Genomic DNA, 16,005 nt, shown 5'->3' on the forward strand with positions numbered 1-16,005 from the left:
ATTATATCCTTAATTAAACGTAACTTTGTTGCGAATTAACTGGGCTTTTTGCGCTTTCATCGCAATAGTGTTTATCCTGAACTAAAGGTAAGTACACTAGACTGAAAATCGTCAACCCTACGCGCTGGAGAAAATAATGATATTAATAAGTAAGCGCTCAGTTAATCGTGCCGTTTTAGCACTCTCGTTGATTGGCTCAACACACGCTTTTGCCAACGACACAACTGAGCAAGAAAAATGGGATGTCAGTCAACCGACTGGTGAAGTCCATACGGTAAAAATTGATACAACAGAATCAACATGGTCTAACCTAGACGTCCACCCAAATGGTGACACCATTATTTTTGATATGTTAGGTGATCTTTATACGATGCCAATTTCGGGCGGCGAAGCAACCCCATTATTGGTTGGTTATGATTGGAATATGCAGGCCACTTACAGCCCAGACGGTAAAAAAATTGCATTTTTAAGTGACCGTGATGGCATGATGAACATATGGGTCATGAATGCAGATGGCACAGAGCCGATGCAGATATCTAAAGAAACTGCCAATACCATTCATACCCCTACATGGAGTCATGATGGGCAATATATCGCAGCAACTCGTGGGGTAATGAGTTCTCGTTCTATAGCAGCCGGTGAAATTTGGATCTACCATCATACTGGCGGCAGTGGCAGTAAAATAAAAGCAGGGAGTCACGGTGCATTTAATCAAAAAAATATTACCGACCCCAAATTTTCTCCAGATGGTAAATATCTTTATTATACGCAAGATGTTACTGGCGGCCGAGTTTGGCAGTACAACAAAAATTCGACATTAGAACTCTTCAATATTATTCGCCATGATCTAGTTACGGGTGAAGAAGAACGTTATATCGGCGGTGCCGGCGGTGCGGTAATTCCAACCCCATCTCCAGATGGCAACGCGATGGCCTATTTAAAACGTGAAGACAATAAAACGGTTTTATATGTCAAAGATCTCAAATCGGGAATTGATACACGCTTATATACTGAAATGGAAAGGGATAACCAAGAAACGTTTGGAACCGAAGGTAACTACGCCTACTTTGATTGGACACCGGACGGTAAACAAATTGTATTTTGGACCAACGGCCATTTTCAAAAAATTTCAGTCAAAGACAAGTCTGTTAAACAAATTCCATTCCACGTAAGTGTTGAAAAGAAAGTACAACAAGCAGTTCGTGTAGCTGTTGATGTCGCACCAGATGAATTTAAAGTCCAACAAATACGCTGGGCAACCATGTCACCAAAAGGTGATAAAATTGTTTATCAAGCACTCGGAAAATTGTACATCCGCGATGTAAAATCGGGTAAAACTAAACGCTTAACGAAACAAAATAAACACGACGAATACTACCCAAGCTTTTCTCGCAATGGCAAATATATAGCTTATACGACTTGGGATGACAAAAAGCTCGGCACCGTAAGCATTGTTAGAAGTTCAGGTGGTAGAGGTAAAGCCATTACGACCGAACCTGGCCATTATATCGAACCTCGATTTTCTCCCGATGGCGACCATGTTATTTTTGATCGTTTTACTGGCGGTTATTTATTATCTCCTGAATGGTCAATGGAACCTGGTTTATATATTGCCGATGTTAAAGGCAAATCAATGAAACGGATTTTAAAATCTGGTCACAATGCCCATTTTGGTGCTGACAACAACCAAATTTTCTATGCTGATTACCAAGATAAAAGCTTTGGTACGAAGAAAAAATTGATGACCGCCAATATTGATGGATTAGAGCAACGTGAAGTCTTATTGGGTGATGACATTACTGAATTCCGAGTTTCGCCAGACGGTAAATGGCTTGGGTTTGTTTATCAATACAATGCCTATATCGCGCCATTCGCCAAACTAGGTAAAGTGATGAGTATTGGCCCTAAGTCCACTTGGGTGCCGGTTAAGCAAGCTTCTAAGGCCTCAGCATCAGAACTCCATTGGTCTGCTAAATCAGACACTTTACATTGGTCAAATGCGTTCACCTTATATTCACGAAAACTGACGGATACGTTTGACTTTATCAAAGGTGCGGCAACTGAATTACCTGAGCCAACGGATAACGGTATTGATTTAAGCTTCACAAAAAAGGCCGATATTCCTGAATCAACCATTGCGCTTATTGGTGCTGACGTCGTCACAATGAAAGATGCCGATAATCAACAAGAAGTCATCAAAAACGGTGTGGTAATCGTATCTGGTAATCGAATTGTTGCCGTTGGCAAACAAGGTGACATTGAAATTCCTAGAGGGGCTAAAACCAAAGACCTCACTGGTTATACTATTGTCCCTGGTTTAATTGATGCCCACGCGCATGGTTCTCAAGGCAGTAATCAAATCATTCCACAACAAAATTGGAAGAACTTCTCGTCAATTGCATTTGGCGTAACAACAATCCACGACCCGTCTAATGATAGCCGAGAAATATTTTCAGCCGCAGAACTGCAAAAGTCAGGAAAAATACTAGCGCCTCGAATTTTTTCTACAGGTAAAATTCTATATGCCGCTTATGCACCAGGGTATACAGCAAAAATAGATAGTCTAGATGATGCTCGTTTCCATATTAAACGAACAAAAGAAAATGGTGCAGTTTCGATTAAAAGTTACAACCATCCAAGACGTGATACACGCCAACAAGTTTTAGCAGCGGCAAAAGAGCTTGGCGTAAATGTCGTACCAGAGGGTGGCGGTAAGCTATACCAAAATATAACAATGGTTATCGACGGTCATACCACACTTGAACATTCGTTAAATGTGCCAAAAGGTTATAGTGATTTGACACAACTGTGGAGCCAAACCGAAACCGCCTACAACCCCACATTAGTAGTTGCTTATGGTGGTTTAACAGGTGAATACTTTTGGTACGATCGAACAAACGTTTGGGAAAACGAGCGACTAATGCGTTACGCACCTCGCTATATTATCGAGCCGACTTCAATTCGTCGTTATAAAGCGCCCGATGATCATTACAATCACTTTGCCGTAGCAAGCTACGCTAAAACTTTACGTGATAATGGTGTTCGGGTATTAATCGGTGCCCATGGACAACGTGAAGGTTTAGCTGCACATTGGGAAATGTGGATGTTGCAACAAGGTGGATTTACGCCGTGGGAAGCGTTACGAGGCGCAACGTTTGATGGCGCTAAAGCATTAGGAATGGACAAGGATTTAGGGTCTATCGAAAACGGTAAATTAGCTGACTTTGCCATCATAAAAGGTGATGTCTTAAACGATATCCGTCAATCGGAAATGGTCGACTATACTATGATCAATGGTCGACTATTTGACACTAAGACAATGAAAGAAGTCTTAACTGGTGACTTTGAACCAGAACAGCTATTTTTCGACAGATTAGAAATTAATGCTATGCCAGCAGCGACTGCACAAGAGCAAGAACAAAAATCTGAGAAATACCATTGGAGTCATCATTAAAAATAGCAGTAATTAACTCGCTTTAATGATCTATAAAAAACCATCACTTATCGTGATGGTTTTTTTTACGTTGCCAATCAGACTCTAATAGTCTTGCTGTAAATAATCTATTGATAACGTCTGTATTAAAAATTGTATAGAAGCCCTAGATTAAAAGAAGTCGCCGTTTCTTCATCAATTTGATATTTTTGAAGTTCAGCAAATACATCAATTCCAGATAAATGATAACTTAAGCCGAGGGTGTAAGTAGAATCGCTACCATCTAAATTTTCTGTACTCGACTCGCTGCTGCTTTCACTAATATCCATCGCTTTAATCTCAGCCACAACAACTGACTTGCTTATAACTTCACCAGACCAATTGAATAACCCGGCTTTACCATAAATATCGAGTGCGGCAGAAAGCGGAAATTGAGCTTTTAAAGCAATATCAAATGCCGTTATTTCAGCTAGCGATGAGAGTTCACCACTTACATCGAGTATCTCACTAGAAATTGGTTCCTGATAACCAAATTGGCCTTCTAGTCCAAATTTGCCAAGTTGGTAATAACCCACTTCCACCGAAACATTCTCAGTAATTGAATAACCCGCAAACAATTTAAAACCAGTATCACTGTCTTTAACATTAAAATTACCAAATCCACCTTCATTAAAAGAGTCATTGATATCATCTAAATCATCGTCTATTGCGTATGAGACTGAATTGATGGCCGCGCCTAAATAAACATCTTGAAATAGATCTGAGGCCAATGCTGTGCATGGAGTGATAAGGGAAATTGTCGTAATAAGTAATGTTTTATTGATAGTGTTTTTCACTATTTAGCCTTGAATTTTAACGTTTTAATTTACGTTAGCTATCTTAATTGCTTAAACAAACAAAGTCTTATATTTATTAACCTAGCATTATACTTATTCATATTTTTGTAGATATTTAACCACAAAAAAAGCGTACAAATTGCTCTGTACGCTTTTGGTCACATTGGTTTATAACGTTAGAAAACTGTATTTAGTAACGTGCAACCATATTTTCTAATGAAATTACTTTAATCTTATCCGCCTGCCCTGCTGTGCCAAAAGCATTGTATCTATCAACACAAATGGCCGACATTGCATCAATGGTTTTAGCCAAATATTTACGTGGATCAAACTCAGCAGGATTTTCCGCCATAAACTGCCTAATGGCCCCTGTTGAAGCTAATCTAAGATCGGTATCGATATTCACTTTACGAACACCGTTTTTGATACCTTCAACAATTTGTTCAACCGGAACACCATAAGTTTCGCCAATCTCACCGCCAAATTTGTTAATCGTCGCAAGCCACTCCTGAGGGACGGAACTTGACCCATGCATAACTAAATGGGTGTTAGGAATACGTTGATGTATTGCCTTAATTTGGTCAATTGCCAAAATATCACCAGTAGGTGGACGGGTAAACTTGTATGCTCCGTGAGATGTACCACAAGCAATGGCTAGTGCATCTACCCCTGTTTTTTCAACAAAATCAGCGGCTTCATCTGGATTAGTTAACATTTGTTCTTTGGATAAAACACCCTCTGCGCCTACCCCATCTTCTTCGCCAGCCATACCAGTCTCTAAAGAACCTAACACGCCTAACTCCCCTTCTACAGATACACCACACGCATGAGCTAACTCAACTGTTCTGCGAGTCACGTCAACATTGTATTCATAAGTAGAAGGCGTTTTGCCATCTTCTAATAGCGAGCCATCCATCATCACTGACGAAAACCCTAATTGGATTGAGCGTTGGCAAATTGCCGGTGACGTTCCGTGATCTTGGTGCATACAAACAGGGATATGAGGAAATTCTTCAATCGCTGCTAATATCATGTGACGTAAAAAAGGCGCGCCGGCATATTTTCTGGCACCCGCTGAGGCTTGCACAATAACTGGACTATTAGTCTTATCTGCAGCCGCCATAATTGCTCGCATCTGCTCGAGATTATTTACGTTAAACGCAGGAACACCATAATTATGTTCTGCTGCATGATCTAATAATTGACGCATCGAAATTAAAGCCACAAGTCACTCCAAAGGAAAAGTTAACAAAATTAATTTATTATGTAACAAAGGTTGTAATGTTACATAACAACAAACAAAAAGTCTTGTAAGTATTTCTATTAAGTTTTAACAATAAAAATAATCCGACTGTAAAACCCGTAATTAACGCCTTTAAAACCACTGGATAAAAAGCAAACTCATCTAAACTTTGAAAAACTTACAGTTTAAGAAAGAACTATTACAATACAATTTTAACAATTGGAGTGGTTTACTGTAGTCATGTTCAGTATTATCAAATACAAAACATTGGCTTTAGCCGTGTTTTGGGAACAAGGTTTCTAAAGGTTTGGCCATCGTTTTTCGATTTAGAGCAGAGGCTTGAGTAGAATAATTTGGTACAAAAAAACCACGCAATGCGTGGTTTTTTGACGTTATAAAACGGTTTTAAAATTACTTGCCAGCGCGCTCTTCTAAAATTGCCACGGCAGGTAAAACTTTACCTTCAACAAATTCTAAAAATGCACCGCCACCGGTTGAGATATAAGAGATCTTATCGGCAAGTCCATATTTATCAATCGCAGCCAAGGTATCACCGCCGCCAGCGACCGAAAATGCATCGCTTTGCGCGATAGCTTGAGCTACGACTTCTGTACCTTTAGAGAAGTTGTCAAATTCAAATACGCCACAAGGACCATTCCATAAAATGGTTTTAGCGTTTTTCAAAATATCTGCCATTGCCTGCGCAGAATCAGGACCCAAATCCATAATCTCTTCGTTGTCTAAAACCGCATCAACAGGTTTTATTGTTGCTAGAGCCGTTTCTGAGAACTCGGTACCAATACGCACGTCTGTAACCGCAGGAATATCAAGATCATTCATTAGTTTCTGTGCTTGAGGAATTAGATCGGGTTCGTACAGAGACTTACCAACATTATAGCCACGAGCAGCAACAAATGTATTTGAAATACCGCCACCAACAATTAACTGGTCGCAAATTTTAGATAATGACTCTAATACCGTTAGTTTAGTTGATACTTTAGAACCGCCAACAACCGCAACAAGAGGTCTAGCTGGGTTATCAAGCGCTTTACCTAATGCTTCTAACTCACCTGCTAAAAGTGGGCCTGCACAAGCTGTAGGAGCAAATTTTGCTACACCATGGGTTGAACCTTGGGCACGGTGAGCCGTACCAAATGCATCCATAACAAAGACGTCACATAAAGCGGCATACTGCTGAGCAAGTTCATCTGAATTTTTCTTTTCGCCGACATTAAAACGAACGTTTTCAAGGACGACAACTTCGCCTTCATTAACAGTAACACCACTTAAATATTCTTTTTCCAAACGAACTGGCACTGATAAGTTTTGGTTTAAATACGTTACAACCGGTGCCATTGAATATTCATCTGCATATTCGCCCTCTGTTGGACGACCTAAATGAGACATTACAAGCACTTTTGCGCCCTTTTCCAATGCCAATTTAATCGTTGGGATAGAGGCGTCAATACGAACGGCTGAAGTCACTACGCCATCTTTAACAGGTACGTTTAGGTCTTGTCTGATAAGAACGGTTTTACCTTGCAGATCTAACTCTGCCATTTTCAAAACTGTCATGTTCGTTTCCTTAATAATGTAAAAACTAATAATTTAATAACTAATGATTTATATATTTTTTTAATTCTGCCGTGGTGTCCAACATACGGTTAGCAAAGCCCCATTCGTTGTCACACCACACTAATAATTTAACCAATCGTTTGTGGCTTACCCGTGTTTGATTGCCATCAACAATGGCTGAATGCGGATCATGGTTAAAATCAATTGAAACAAGTGGTTCTTCGGTATAACCCAAAATACCAGAAAGACCATTTTGTTGTGCTGCCTGAATCGCTCCGTTTACCTGCATAATGTTAACGTCCGAATTTAACGTTAAACTAACATCCATTGCGGTCACATTAATCGTTGGAACGCGCACGGCAATTGCCTCAAAACGACCTGCAAATTTGGGCATTATGCGTTCAATACCCACTGCAAGCTTCGTATCAACTGGAATTATGCTTTGACTCGCAGCTCGAGTGCGGCGTAAGTCATCGTGATAGGCGTCGATAACTTGCTGGTCATGCATTGACGAATGTATGGTCGTAATCGTGCCACTGTCGACACCAAATGCGTCGTCTATCGCTTGAATAACGGGGACAACGCAGTTTGTTGTACATGAACCATTGGAGATCACATTGTGTTCCGCCGTTAACGTATGATGGTTAACACCATAAATTATTGTGTTGTCTACATCTGGATCCGCAGGGTGCGAATAGATGACTTTTTTAGCACCAGCTTTAATGTGGGCTTGACCATGTGCTTGGCTGTGATAAACGCCAGTGCAGTCGAGAACCACGTCAACTTGTAATTCACGCCACGGTAAGTCGGCAAGCTCTTCTTCATGCAATAGTTTTATATTATTGCCAGCCACCGCCATCGTTGAATTTTCGGTTAACGCTACGTCAAAACCAAAACGACCATGGGAGGTATCGTATTTTAATAAATGGGCAATACCTTCTGGTTTTGCCAATTCGTTGATCGCAACAATTTCAATTTCATCGTCGCGTCCGGTTTCAAACAATGCTCGCAATACGTTACGACCAATCCGACCAAAACCATTTAATGCCACCCTTATTTTATTAGGTTGCCCATCGATAGGATCGGTATTCAAAGTCCTAGCGTTTGTTGGGCTAGTCTTTAATGGTTGGTTAGACATAATACTCCAGGTTTGTTCGATACCACTTGCATGACACAAATATTATTTACTAACTTTAAAAGTAAATAATAAAAATAAAAAAAGCGGGCATATCATACCCGCTTTATTTTATTTGTTAAGTGTTCTGTATTAGAGCGCTTTAACCTTACTAACAACATTTTCGACTGTAAAACCGAAGTGTTTAAGTAATGCGCCACCAGGAGCAGATTCACCAAATGTGCTCATGCCAACAACATCACCGCCAAAACCAACATATTTAGTCCAGAAGTCAACGTGAGCCGCTTCAATCGCAACACGTTTAGTCACGGCTGCAGGTAATACTGACTCTTTATATTCAGCATCTTGGGCGTCATATAAATTAGTACAAGGCATAGAAACAACACGTGCTGCGATGCCATCGGATTTTAATGCCGCCGCCGATTGCACAGCCAAATCAACTTCAGAGCCTGTCGCAATTAAAATAACATCTGGCGTACCATCTGTATCAACTAGGATGTAACCACCTTTAGCAATATCAGCAACTTGCTGTTCAGTTCGCGATTGTGCCGCTAAACCTTGACGTGAGAAAACTAATGCAGAAGGACCTTCTTGGTATTCTACAGCTTCTTTCCAAGCTATTACTGACTCAGTACCATCTGCTGGTCTCCAAGTACGTAAATTTGGCGTTAGACGTAAATTTGCAACCTGTTCAATTGGCTGATGCGTAGGTCCATCCTCGCCTTGACCGATTGAGTCGTGGGTATATACAAAAATGTTTTGAATGCCCATAAGTGCTGACATGCGAACCGCATTTCGGGCGTATTCCATGAACATTAAGAATGTCGCGCCGTAATTAATGAAACCGCCATGCAATGAAATACCATTCATGATCCCGCTCATTCCAAATTCACGCACACCGTAATAAATGTAGTTACCAGCGGCGTCATCTTGGATCCCTTTCGAACCAGACCATAACGTTAAGTTTGAACCCGCTAAGTCGGCAGAGCCGCCTAACATTTCAGGTAAAAGCGGACCAAATGTTTCAATTGTGTTTTGCGAAGCTTTACGTGAAGCGACATTTTCAGATTTGTTCTGAGTTTCCAGCGCATAGGCATATGCTTTTTCAGAAAAATCTTCTGGCAGTTCACCAAGAATGACACGACGCTCAAATTCAGCGGCTAATTCTGGATGAGCGTTTTTATACGCAACAAATTTTTCATTCCATTCGTTTTCAGATTGTGTTCCAGCTTCTTTTGCATCCCAAGCAGCATAAACATCAGCAGGCACTTCAAATGGTGCATGTGGCCAGTTCAACATTTCACGAGTAGCAGCAATTTCTTCGGCACCTAGAGGCGCACCGTGACAGTTATGTGTACCTTGTTTATTTGGAGAACCAAAACCAATCGTTGTTTTACAGCAGATCATAGACGGCTTGTCAGTAACCGATTTTGCTTCTGCAATTGCATTTGCGATAGCAACAGGGTCGTGTCCATCGACATCGGCAATTACATGCCAGCCGTACGCTTTAAAACGTGCTGGTGTATCATCACTAAACCAACCTTCAACGTGTCCGTCAATTGAAATACCATTGTCATCCCAAAATGCAACAAGTTTTCCTAGACCTAAAGTACCAGCAAGAGAACACGCTTCATGAGAAATGCCTTCCATTAAACAGCCGTCGCCTAAGAAACAGTAAGTAAAGTGATCTACGATGTCATGACCTTCACGGTTAAACTGCGCCGCTAGCGTTTTTTCAGCAATTGCCATTCCGACAGCATTTGATACGCCAGCGCCTAGCGGGCCAGTCGTCGTTTCAACACCTGGTGTATAACCATATTCAGGGTGGCCCGGAGTTTTAGAATGTAACTGACGGAAGTTTTTCAACTCACCAATTGGCAAGTCATAACCAGAAAGATGTAATAAAGAATAAATCAACATCGAACCGTGGCCATTAGACAACACAAAGCGATCTCGGTCCGCCCAATTTGGATTGGTCGGATTGTGTTTTAAAAAGTCACGCCATAATACTTCAGCGATGTCGGCCATCCCCATAGGTGCGCCTGGGTGTCCAGAGTTGGCCTGTTGAACCGCGTCCATACTTAATGCTCGAATAGCATTCGCTAAATTTCTTTTCGACGTCATGTTATTACCTGTTATTTTATAATTTTTGATAAAAGTGGTGAAGTTGCCCTATTTGACCTAAAAATGAAAAGTAAAGCAATCACTCTACGGGATTAATTTAAAATCATAAAACGACAATTAATAACGATAATTTCTAACGAAACTGAAAAAAACAGTACTAATTACTATTTTAGTCCCATTTTGTTCGTTTTATTATTCGGACCAAACCGCAAATTCGTTGCCATTTGGGTCTAGGAAATGAAACCGTTTACCGCCTGGGAATTCAAAAACGTCTTTGCAAATAGTGCCACCAGCGGCAACAACCTTTTGTTCAGTCTTTGGTAGTGACTCGCTGTAAAAAACGATAAGTGCCGCGCCATTCTGTGTTTTTGAATTAAGATCTGACTGATAAAAGCCGCCATCAAGTCCTGCTTCAGGACCAAACGCTATGTACTCTTGACCATAGTCAGTAAACGTCCAATTAAACACTTGGGTAAAAAATTGTTTGGTTGCGGACAGATCTGTTGCCGGAAATTCCACATAATTTATTGTCTCTTGTTTCATCTAACTGCCCTTTTTGATTTATACTAGCGCCATTATTTACAGTAACTAAAAGCACCATAGAATATTTATGATCAATCCTACATTACCGCTTGTTGATTTGCATCGCCACCTCGATGGCAATATTGCGCCAAAAACAGTTTGGGAACTTGCCCAACTTCATAACATTACTTTACCAGCTGAGTCTTTAGAGCAATTTGCACCTATGGCTCAAATTCAAGGGCAAACCTCAGATTTAATGGCGTTTTTGACAAAATTGGATTATGGCGTGTCCGTATTGGCCGATTACGACAGTGTATATCGAGTTGCTCGCGAAAATGTATTTGATGCATTAGATCAGGGATTAGATTACGTAGAGTTGCGTTTTTCACCTTATTATATGGCAAAAACTCACAACCTAGACCCGCAAAAGGTCGTTGAAGTAGTAATAGATGCAACGCAAACGGCGAGTAAAGAAACCGGTGTGGAAACGAACCTCATTGGCATATTAAGTCGCACATTTGGAGTTGAGGCATGTACGATTGAGCTCAATGCATTATTAGCACATAAAGAACATATTGTTGCGTTGGATTTAGCCGGAGATGAAATTTCTTTTCCAGCGCAATTGTTTGTAAACCACTTTAAACAAGCCCGCGATGCTGGATTACAAATAACGGTACACGCTGGTGAAGCTGACGGTCCAATAAGTATTTGGAATGCAATTAACTTATTAGGCGCAACGAGAATTGGGCACGGCGTCGCAGCAACTCAAGATCCTAAGTTAATGGCTTATCTTGCGACCAACAATATTGCGATTGAGTCATGCCCAACGTCTAATTATCAAACGGCAACAATTAACGATATTCGTAAGCACCCTTTAAAACAATTTTTAGATGCTGGCATTACCGTGTGTTTGAACACTGACGATCCAGCTATTTCTAATATCACGTTAGCCCACGAATACGATTTGGTTAAAAACATACTTGGCTTGACCAATCAAGAAATCGAACAGGTTCAAAAAAATGGAGTTGAAGCGGCGTTTATGGATGCCCAACAACGCCAACGATTATATGCCAAAGTAGCAGCACGAGATTAGGCCAGCTCGGTCAAGTACAAGCTACTCTTTTATTTTGACACTAAATTGGCTGTTTTGAATTTTAAACAGCCAATATTGAAACAAACCAAGCGCCAATAAAAAGAAGCCAGCCGACATATAAATCGGTAACGTAGAATCAAACATCAATAAAATACCACCAACGATTGAAGCAAAAACATTTGCCAAACAAAATGTCATCGTTAACAACCCCATCGTTGCACCATGCCCTGAACTAGGTTCATTTTCACTGACATAAACGGGCAACATACCATTAAATATGGCGATTAATATGCCGCACATTGCAAATAACAAATGGGTTTGGAGCCCTTCTGAACTTGGCACTATTAATAAGGCACAAGCCAATAACGCCATGGCAAAACGCATTGGAGCGGTTAAGCCGAACTGTTTTTGAAAATACGTTACTAACAACACAGATGATAACGTCATAAATAGTGTCATATTGGTGGTGGCTAAGCCGATATCGAGAGACCCATAATCTTGCTTATCGACGAGCCAAATTGGGTAAAATTCATAAAAAAGATTAATCGCTAAGGTATAGATAAAATAAGCGTAAAATAACTTTCTTATCCATTGGCTTCTTAACAAATAAAACGAATTTTCTTGTCGTACCGCCTGCCAAACAGATAATTTACTGGCATAACTCACAATTCGGGTTTCTTGTAAAAAGGCGGTGACTAAGACATAACAAACAAACGCACCAAAAGCCGCGGCCAGCATCGCATAATACGATTCAACCTCGGCTAAAAGTCCACCAATCAGCGGGCCAAGCAACCATCCGAGAAAAACGGCACTATTGATTAATGATATTGCAGCCGTTTTTGATTGCGCAGACTTTTCGTCTCCTGTCTCACCAATGTCCAACGCAATAGCACGTGCAATTGCGACATTACCTTCCGTGATCCCTGTTAAAAATCGACTGACCAGCAATAATAGATAATTTTGTTCCATCAGTGCATAAGCAGATACCCAATAGCCGATAAAACATATAATGAGTGTTTGGCCCAGAACTTTTTTACGCCCAAATCGATCAGATAAGGCTCCAATAAAACTGCTTCCGATAAAAATACCGAGTGGATAAACCGCGATAATGATGGTCAACAAGACATTACCAGAAAGCCCGGCATATTGGTTTAACGCTGTAGGCTCAGCCCCAATAAATAAAGGCGTTAAAACAGGGTACGGTAGCGATATCCCCATGCTAGCAAGTAAAGTAACGCAAAGTGCAACTAGCAACTTCTTATTTAGGATCATGCTGAATGTAACCGCTTAGTAATTTCAAAATTAACAACCTGGTGCCCTTGGTACAAATCAGTTCCAAGGTTGGTAAACCCTAGATTAGCCAGAATACTGAGCGAACCAGAATTGTCGGGCATTGCCATTGCAATGACTTTGGGTAACTTTAATGTTTCAAAACCATATTCTAAACATGCCTTGGCCGCTTCCATGCCCAAACCTTGCCCCCAGTATTGAGGCAACAACCGATAGCCAAGGTCGGGTAGTTGCTTCTCCTCCAAAAACTTAAGGCCACAGAAACCAATTACTTTATTATCTTTCTTATGAACAATGGCATATCGACCATAACCGTATTTTTCATAATCTGAGAACCAAACTTGAGTGATAACATTTTTAGCGTCGTCTAACGTTTGCACATTACCCGCATCGCCAGTGTATTTAGTGACTAACGGATCAGAACTAAATTCCAATACCGCGGGTGCGTCAGATAAGGTAAAATGGCGGAAACCTAGCCTAGGTGTTTCAATCAATAACATTAAATATTGCCTTGCATATTTTTGATTTTATTCTAATAATCATAATACCAAGCATCTAAACTCAATCCATTTATTTCTTTAAATTGGTGGTGATTTCTATTTCGACTGGGTCAAAATAAAAATGGATTTAACACATTCTTTGCAAGCTGCATTAGTGATAGAACACCAAGCATTAGCGCAAAGTCACATCAAATACTCTTTATTAAATCTTGGATTTAAAACCATCGAGTTTGCTGATCGCGCCACCATGGCGATAAAAGCATTGCATAAGTCACATTTTGATCTAATCCTCTGTGCCTACGATTTAAATCGAGGCGCCGATGGATATCAGTTATTTGAGCGAATAATAGAAGAAGGCCTGTTAAAATCCACTACTGCATTTGTTTTTATGAGTTCAGAAAATGATCTTCCTTTAAGCCAAAGTATTATTGAATTAAAACCTGACGATTTCATACTGAAGCCTTTCACTGCCAAAGAACTTGAATTGCGTTTAAAACGTATCTTAAGCAAAAAACTGACATTACGACCTGTATTTGAAGCTATCGATGACGATGAGTTTGACGCTGCCCTGAATTTACTTAACGAACAACTGGCCAAAAATGCAAAACCCAAATGGGTCCCTTATTTGTTGAAACTAAAAGGGGAATTGATCACTGCCAAACAAGACTGGCATGACGCAGAAGTGTTCTACCAAAAAGTGCTATCAATCAAAGAATATGCCTGGGCCAATATTGGATTAGTGAATAGTTTACTCAATCAAAACAAAGTTAAGCTCGCCGAAGAAAAGCTAAAGTATCTTGTCACCAATCCAGCGACGCGTCTTGCGGCTCTGGATATTCTAACTAAGATCTGCAAAAACAAATTCGATTTTGAAGAAGCCATTAACCATTTGAAAAACGCTGCGACAATCGCTCCGCGCAATGTTAATAGGCAACAAGATGTAATTTCACTGGCCCGCATAACTCATGACTTTGAAACCCAATTTAATGCCTCAAATAAAATAGTCGAGTACATTAAAAACTCAGTCCATGACACCCCAGATGCCTATTTAGGCGCAGTGCGTTCAACTATTGACTACGGTTTGACGTCACTTAATGATGATGAAATTAAGAGCTTGGCTCAGACCGGCGAATCTATTCTTCGTCAATTGAAAAAACAATTTCCCGACACCCCTTTAAACGACCAGATCCGAGTCGCAAAAGCACGAATTTATAATATGAGTAATGACAAAGAGAATGCCAAAAAGCTCATACAAGAAAATATGGAGGACGAAAATTACTTAGTTGATGATTTAGAAGATGCTCTAGATAAAGCTAAAGCATTCCATGAACTTGGTTTTCATGCAAATTCGGAAAAGCTATTTGAATTGATCGCCACCGAATGTAAAACCCAAAGTAAAGATGAAGTATTTAATCAATATATTGATAAAGAAAAACAGTTAAGAATTGAAATAAAAGAGTCGCCAAAAGTACTTAATAACAAAGCGGTTCAGCTATATACCCGCGGGAATTATCAAGCCGCATTAAACGCGTTTTTGTCGGCTTTTAAGGTGATGCCCAAAAACCCTTCTATTTCGTTAAATTTATTACAAACCGTTGTAGATTGTAATTATCAAGAATCACATCCTGAAGAAGCTGATGAGATTGTTACTAAGTGTTTAAAAAACTTGAATGCAACTGACCTAAACAAAGAGCAAATTTCTCGACTAGAGGTTTATTTAGAAAAACTCAAAAAACCTGACTAGCAAATAGAGCTTAGTTTCATAAATTTTTGAAATCGGTCTATTGCTCAAGCCAATGGGTGAAAAAACGTTTTATCCGTTTTGATTTCCACCAATACCAACATAAATAAACACCACTAATAAATTGTACGACCTGCATTGGATGAATATAAATCGCACGATTGATAATACTCATTAACTGTAATAACAAGTCGAGTAAAAATGCAATGAGCAGAAACACTCTCAGTTGTTTCCAAACAGCTTGATACCAACCTTTAGAGACTTGCTTTTTCATACTAAAAAAGAAAAAGGTCACCATAGCCGGTAATCCAATTAACAAAGTAATAACAAATAAAGAATGATCTGGATAAAACAGAGAGAGAATAAAGCTTCGGTCTTCGCTATAAGTCAGGCTTATCGCCCAGAATACATACGCCCTGAGCAAATACAAAATTGTTAAATTAAAACCGAGGGGGACTTGGATTTTTCCATCTAAGTCAAAATCTTGCGACAACATTTCTGGATGTCCTGGGG

General features: G+C 40.0%; 12 protein-coding genes. 3 read left to right on the forward strand and 9 right to left on the reverse strand.

Going from position 1 to position 16,005, the window contains the following annotated elements; translation table 11 throughout:
- The first annotated feature begins 136 nt into the window (after positions 1-136).
- Positions 137-3,454 (forward strand): amidohydrolase family protein, encoded by a 3,318-nt coding sequence (locus KO525_RS02075; protein WP_252736898.1) that lies wholly within the window; start codon positions 137-139, stop codon positions 3,452-3,454.
- 125 nt (positions 3,455-3,579) lie between these two features.
- Here KO525_RS02075 and KO525_RS02080 read toward each other — a convergent pair whose 3' ends face one another.
- The 6 genes from KO525_RS02080 to KO525_RS02105 form a co-directional block, all read right to left on the reverse strand.
- Complete coding sequence (locus tag KO525_RS02080; RefSeq protein ID WP_215962122.1) at positions 3,580-4,269, reverse strand: outer membrane beta-barrel protein; 690 nt, start codon at positions 4,267-4,269, stop codon at positions 3,580-3,582.
- 190 nt (positions 4,270-4,459) lie between these two features.
- Positions 4,460-5,494, reverse strand: coding sequence for a class II fructose-bisphosphate aldolase (fba, locus tag KO525_RS02085; protein ID WP_215962123.1), 1,035 nt, complete (start codon positions 5,492-5,494; stop codon positions 4,460-4,462).
- Between the two features lie 429 nt (positions 5,495-5,923).
- The gene (locus KO525_RS02090; protein WP_215962124.1) at positions 5,924-7,087 is read right to left on the reverse strand and encodes a phosphoglycerate kinase; all 1,164 of its coding nucleotides are present in this window, start codon (positions 7,085-7,087) and stop codon (positions 5,924-5,926) included.
- A gap of 40 nt (positions 7,088-7,127) precedes the next feature.
- Positions 7,128-8,225 carry an erythrose-4-phosphate dehydrogenase gene (gene epd / locus KO525_RS02095; protein WP_215962125.1) on the reverse strand — a complete coding sequence of 366 codons (1,098 nt, stop codon included), beginning with the start codon at positions 8,223-8,225 and terminating at the stop codon, positions 7,128-7,130.
- A 129-nt stretch (positions 8,226-8,354) separates the two neighbouring features.
- On the reverse strand, positions 8,355-10,346 hold the full coding sequence (tkt, locus tag KO525_RS02100; protein WP_215962126.1) for a transketolase: 1,992 nt from the start codon (positions 10,344-10,346) through the stop codon (positions 8,355-8,357).
- A gap of 192 nt (positions 10,347-10,538) precedes the next feature.
- Positions 10,539-10,889, reverse strand: coding sequence for a VOC family protein (locus KO525_RS02105; protein WP_215962127.1), 351 nt, complete (start codon positions 10,887-10,889; stop codon positions 10,539-10,541).
- A 67-nt stretch (positions 10,890-10,956) separates the two neighbouring features.
- On the opposite strand from KO525_RS02105, the gene add reads away from it, so the two are divergent.
- Positions 10,957-11,961: an adenosine deaminase gene (add, locus tag KO525_RS02110; protein ID WP_215962128.1), complete on the forward strand. Its 1,005-nt coding sequence runs from the start codon at positions 10,957-10,959 to the stop codon at positions 11,959-11,961.
- Positions 11,962-11,982: 21 nt separating this feature from the next.
- Here add and KO525_RS02115 read toward each other — a convergent pair whose 3' ends face one another.
- Entirely contained in the window at positions 11,983-13,233 is a 1,251-nt protein-coding gene (locus tag KO525_RS02115) for an MFS transporter (protein WP_215962129.1), read from the reverse strand.
- Entirely contained in the window at positions 13,230-13,751 is a 522-nt protein-coding gene (locus KO525_RS02120; RefSeq protein WP_215962130.1) for a GNAT family N-acetyltransferase, read from the reverse strand. Before KO525_RS02120 ends, KO525_RS02115 begins: the two co-directional genes overlap by 4 nt.
- 121 nt (positions 13,752-13,872) lie before the next feature.
- Here KO525_RS02120 and KO525_RS02125 point away from each other — a divergent pair, with 121 nt between their 5' ends.
- Positions 13,873-15,495 (forward strand): response regulator, encoded by a 1,623-nt coding sequence (locus KO525_RS02125; protein ID WP_215962131.1) that lies wholly within the window; start codon positions 13,873-13,875, stop codon positions 15,493-15,495.
- Positions 15,496-15,532: 37 nt separating this feature from the next.
- Here KO525_RS02125 and KO525_RS02130 read toward each other — a convergent pair whose 3' ends face one another.
- Positions 15,533-15,988 carry a DUF2919 family protein gene (locus KO525_RS02130; RefSeq protein ID WP_215962132.1) on the reverse strand — a complete coding sequence of 152 codons (456 nt, stop codon included), beginning with the start codon at positions 15,986-15,988 and terminating at the stop codon, positions 15,533-15,535.
- Between the last annotated feature and the right edge of the window lie 17 nt (positions 15,989-16,005).

Origin of the sequence: Psychrosphaera sp. B3R10 (assembly GCF_018861025.1) — a bacterium.
Lineage (GTDB): Bacteria > Pseudomonadota > Gammaproteobacteria > Enterobacterales > Alteromonadaceae > Psychrosphaera > Psychrosphaera algicola.

Excerpts from the sequence above, each read along its gene's own strand:
- tkt (WP_215962126.1), bottom strand. The coding sequence starts at position 10,346 with ATGACGTCGAAAAGAAATTTAGCGAATGCTATTCGAGCATTAAGTATG.
- KO525_RS02125 (WP_215962131.1), top strand. The coding sequence starts at position 13,873 with ATGGATTTAACACATTCTTTGCAAGCTGCATTAGTGATAGAACACCAA.
- KO525_RS02075 (WP_252736898.1), top strand. The coding sequence starts at position 137 with ATGATATTAATAAGTAAGCGCTCAGTTAATCGTGCCGTTTTAGCACTC.
- epd (WP_215962125.1), bottom strand. The coding sequence starts at position 8,225 with ATGTCTAACCAACCATTAAAGACTAGCCCAACAAACGCTAGGACTTTG.
- KO525_RS02105 (WP_215962127.1), bottom strand. The coding sequence starts at position 10,889 with ATGAAACAAGAGACAATAAATTATGTGGAATTTCCGGCAACAGATCTG.
- KO525_RS02120 (WP_215962130.1), bottom strand. The coding sequence starts at position 13,751 with ATGTTATTGATTGAAACACCTAGGCTAGGTTTCCGCCATTTTACCTTA.
- add (WP_215962128.1), top strand. The coding sequence starts at position 10,957 with ATGATCAATCCTACATTACCGCTTGTTGATTTGCATCGCCACCTCGAT.
- KO525_RS02130 (WP_215962132.1), bottom strand. The coding sequence starts at position 15,988 with ATGTTGTCGCAAGATTTTGACTTAGATGGAAAAATCCAAGTCCCCCTC.
- KO525_RS02115 (WP_215962129.1), bottom strand. The coding sequence starts at position 13,233 with ATGATCCTAAATAAGAAGTTGCTAGTTGCACTTTGCGTTACTTTACTT.
- KO525_RS02090 (WP_215962124.1), bottom strand. The coding sequence starts at position 7,087 with ATGACAGTTTTGAAAATGGCAGAGTTAGATCTGCAAGGTAAAACCGTT.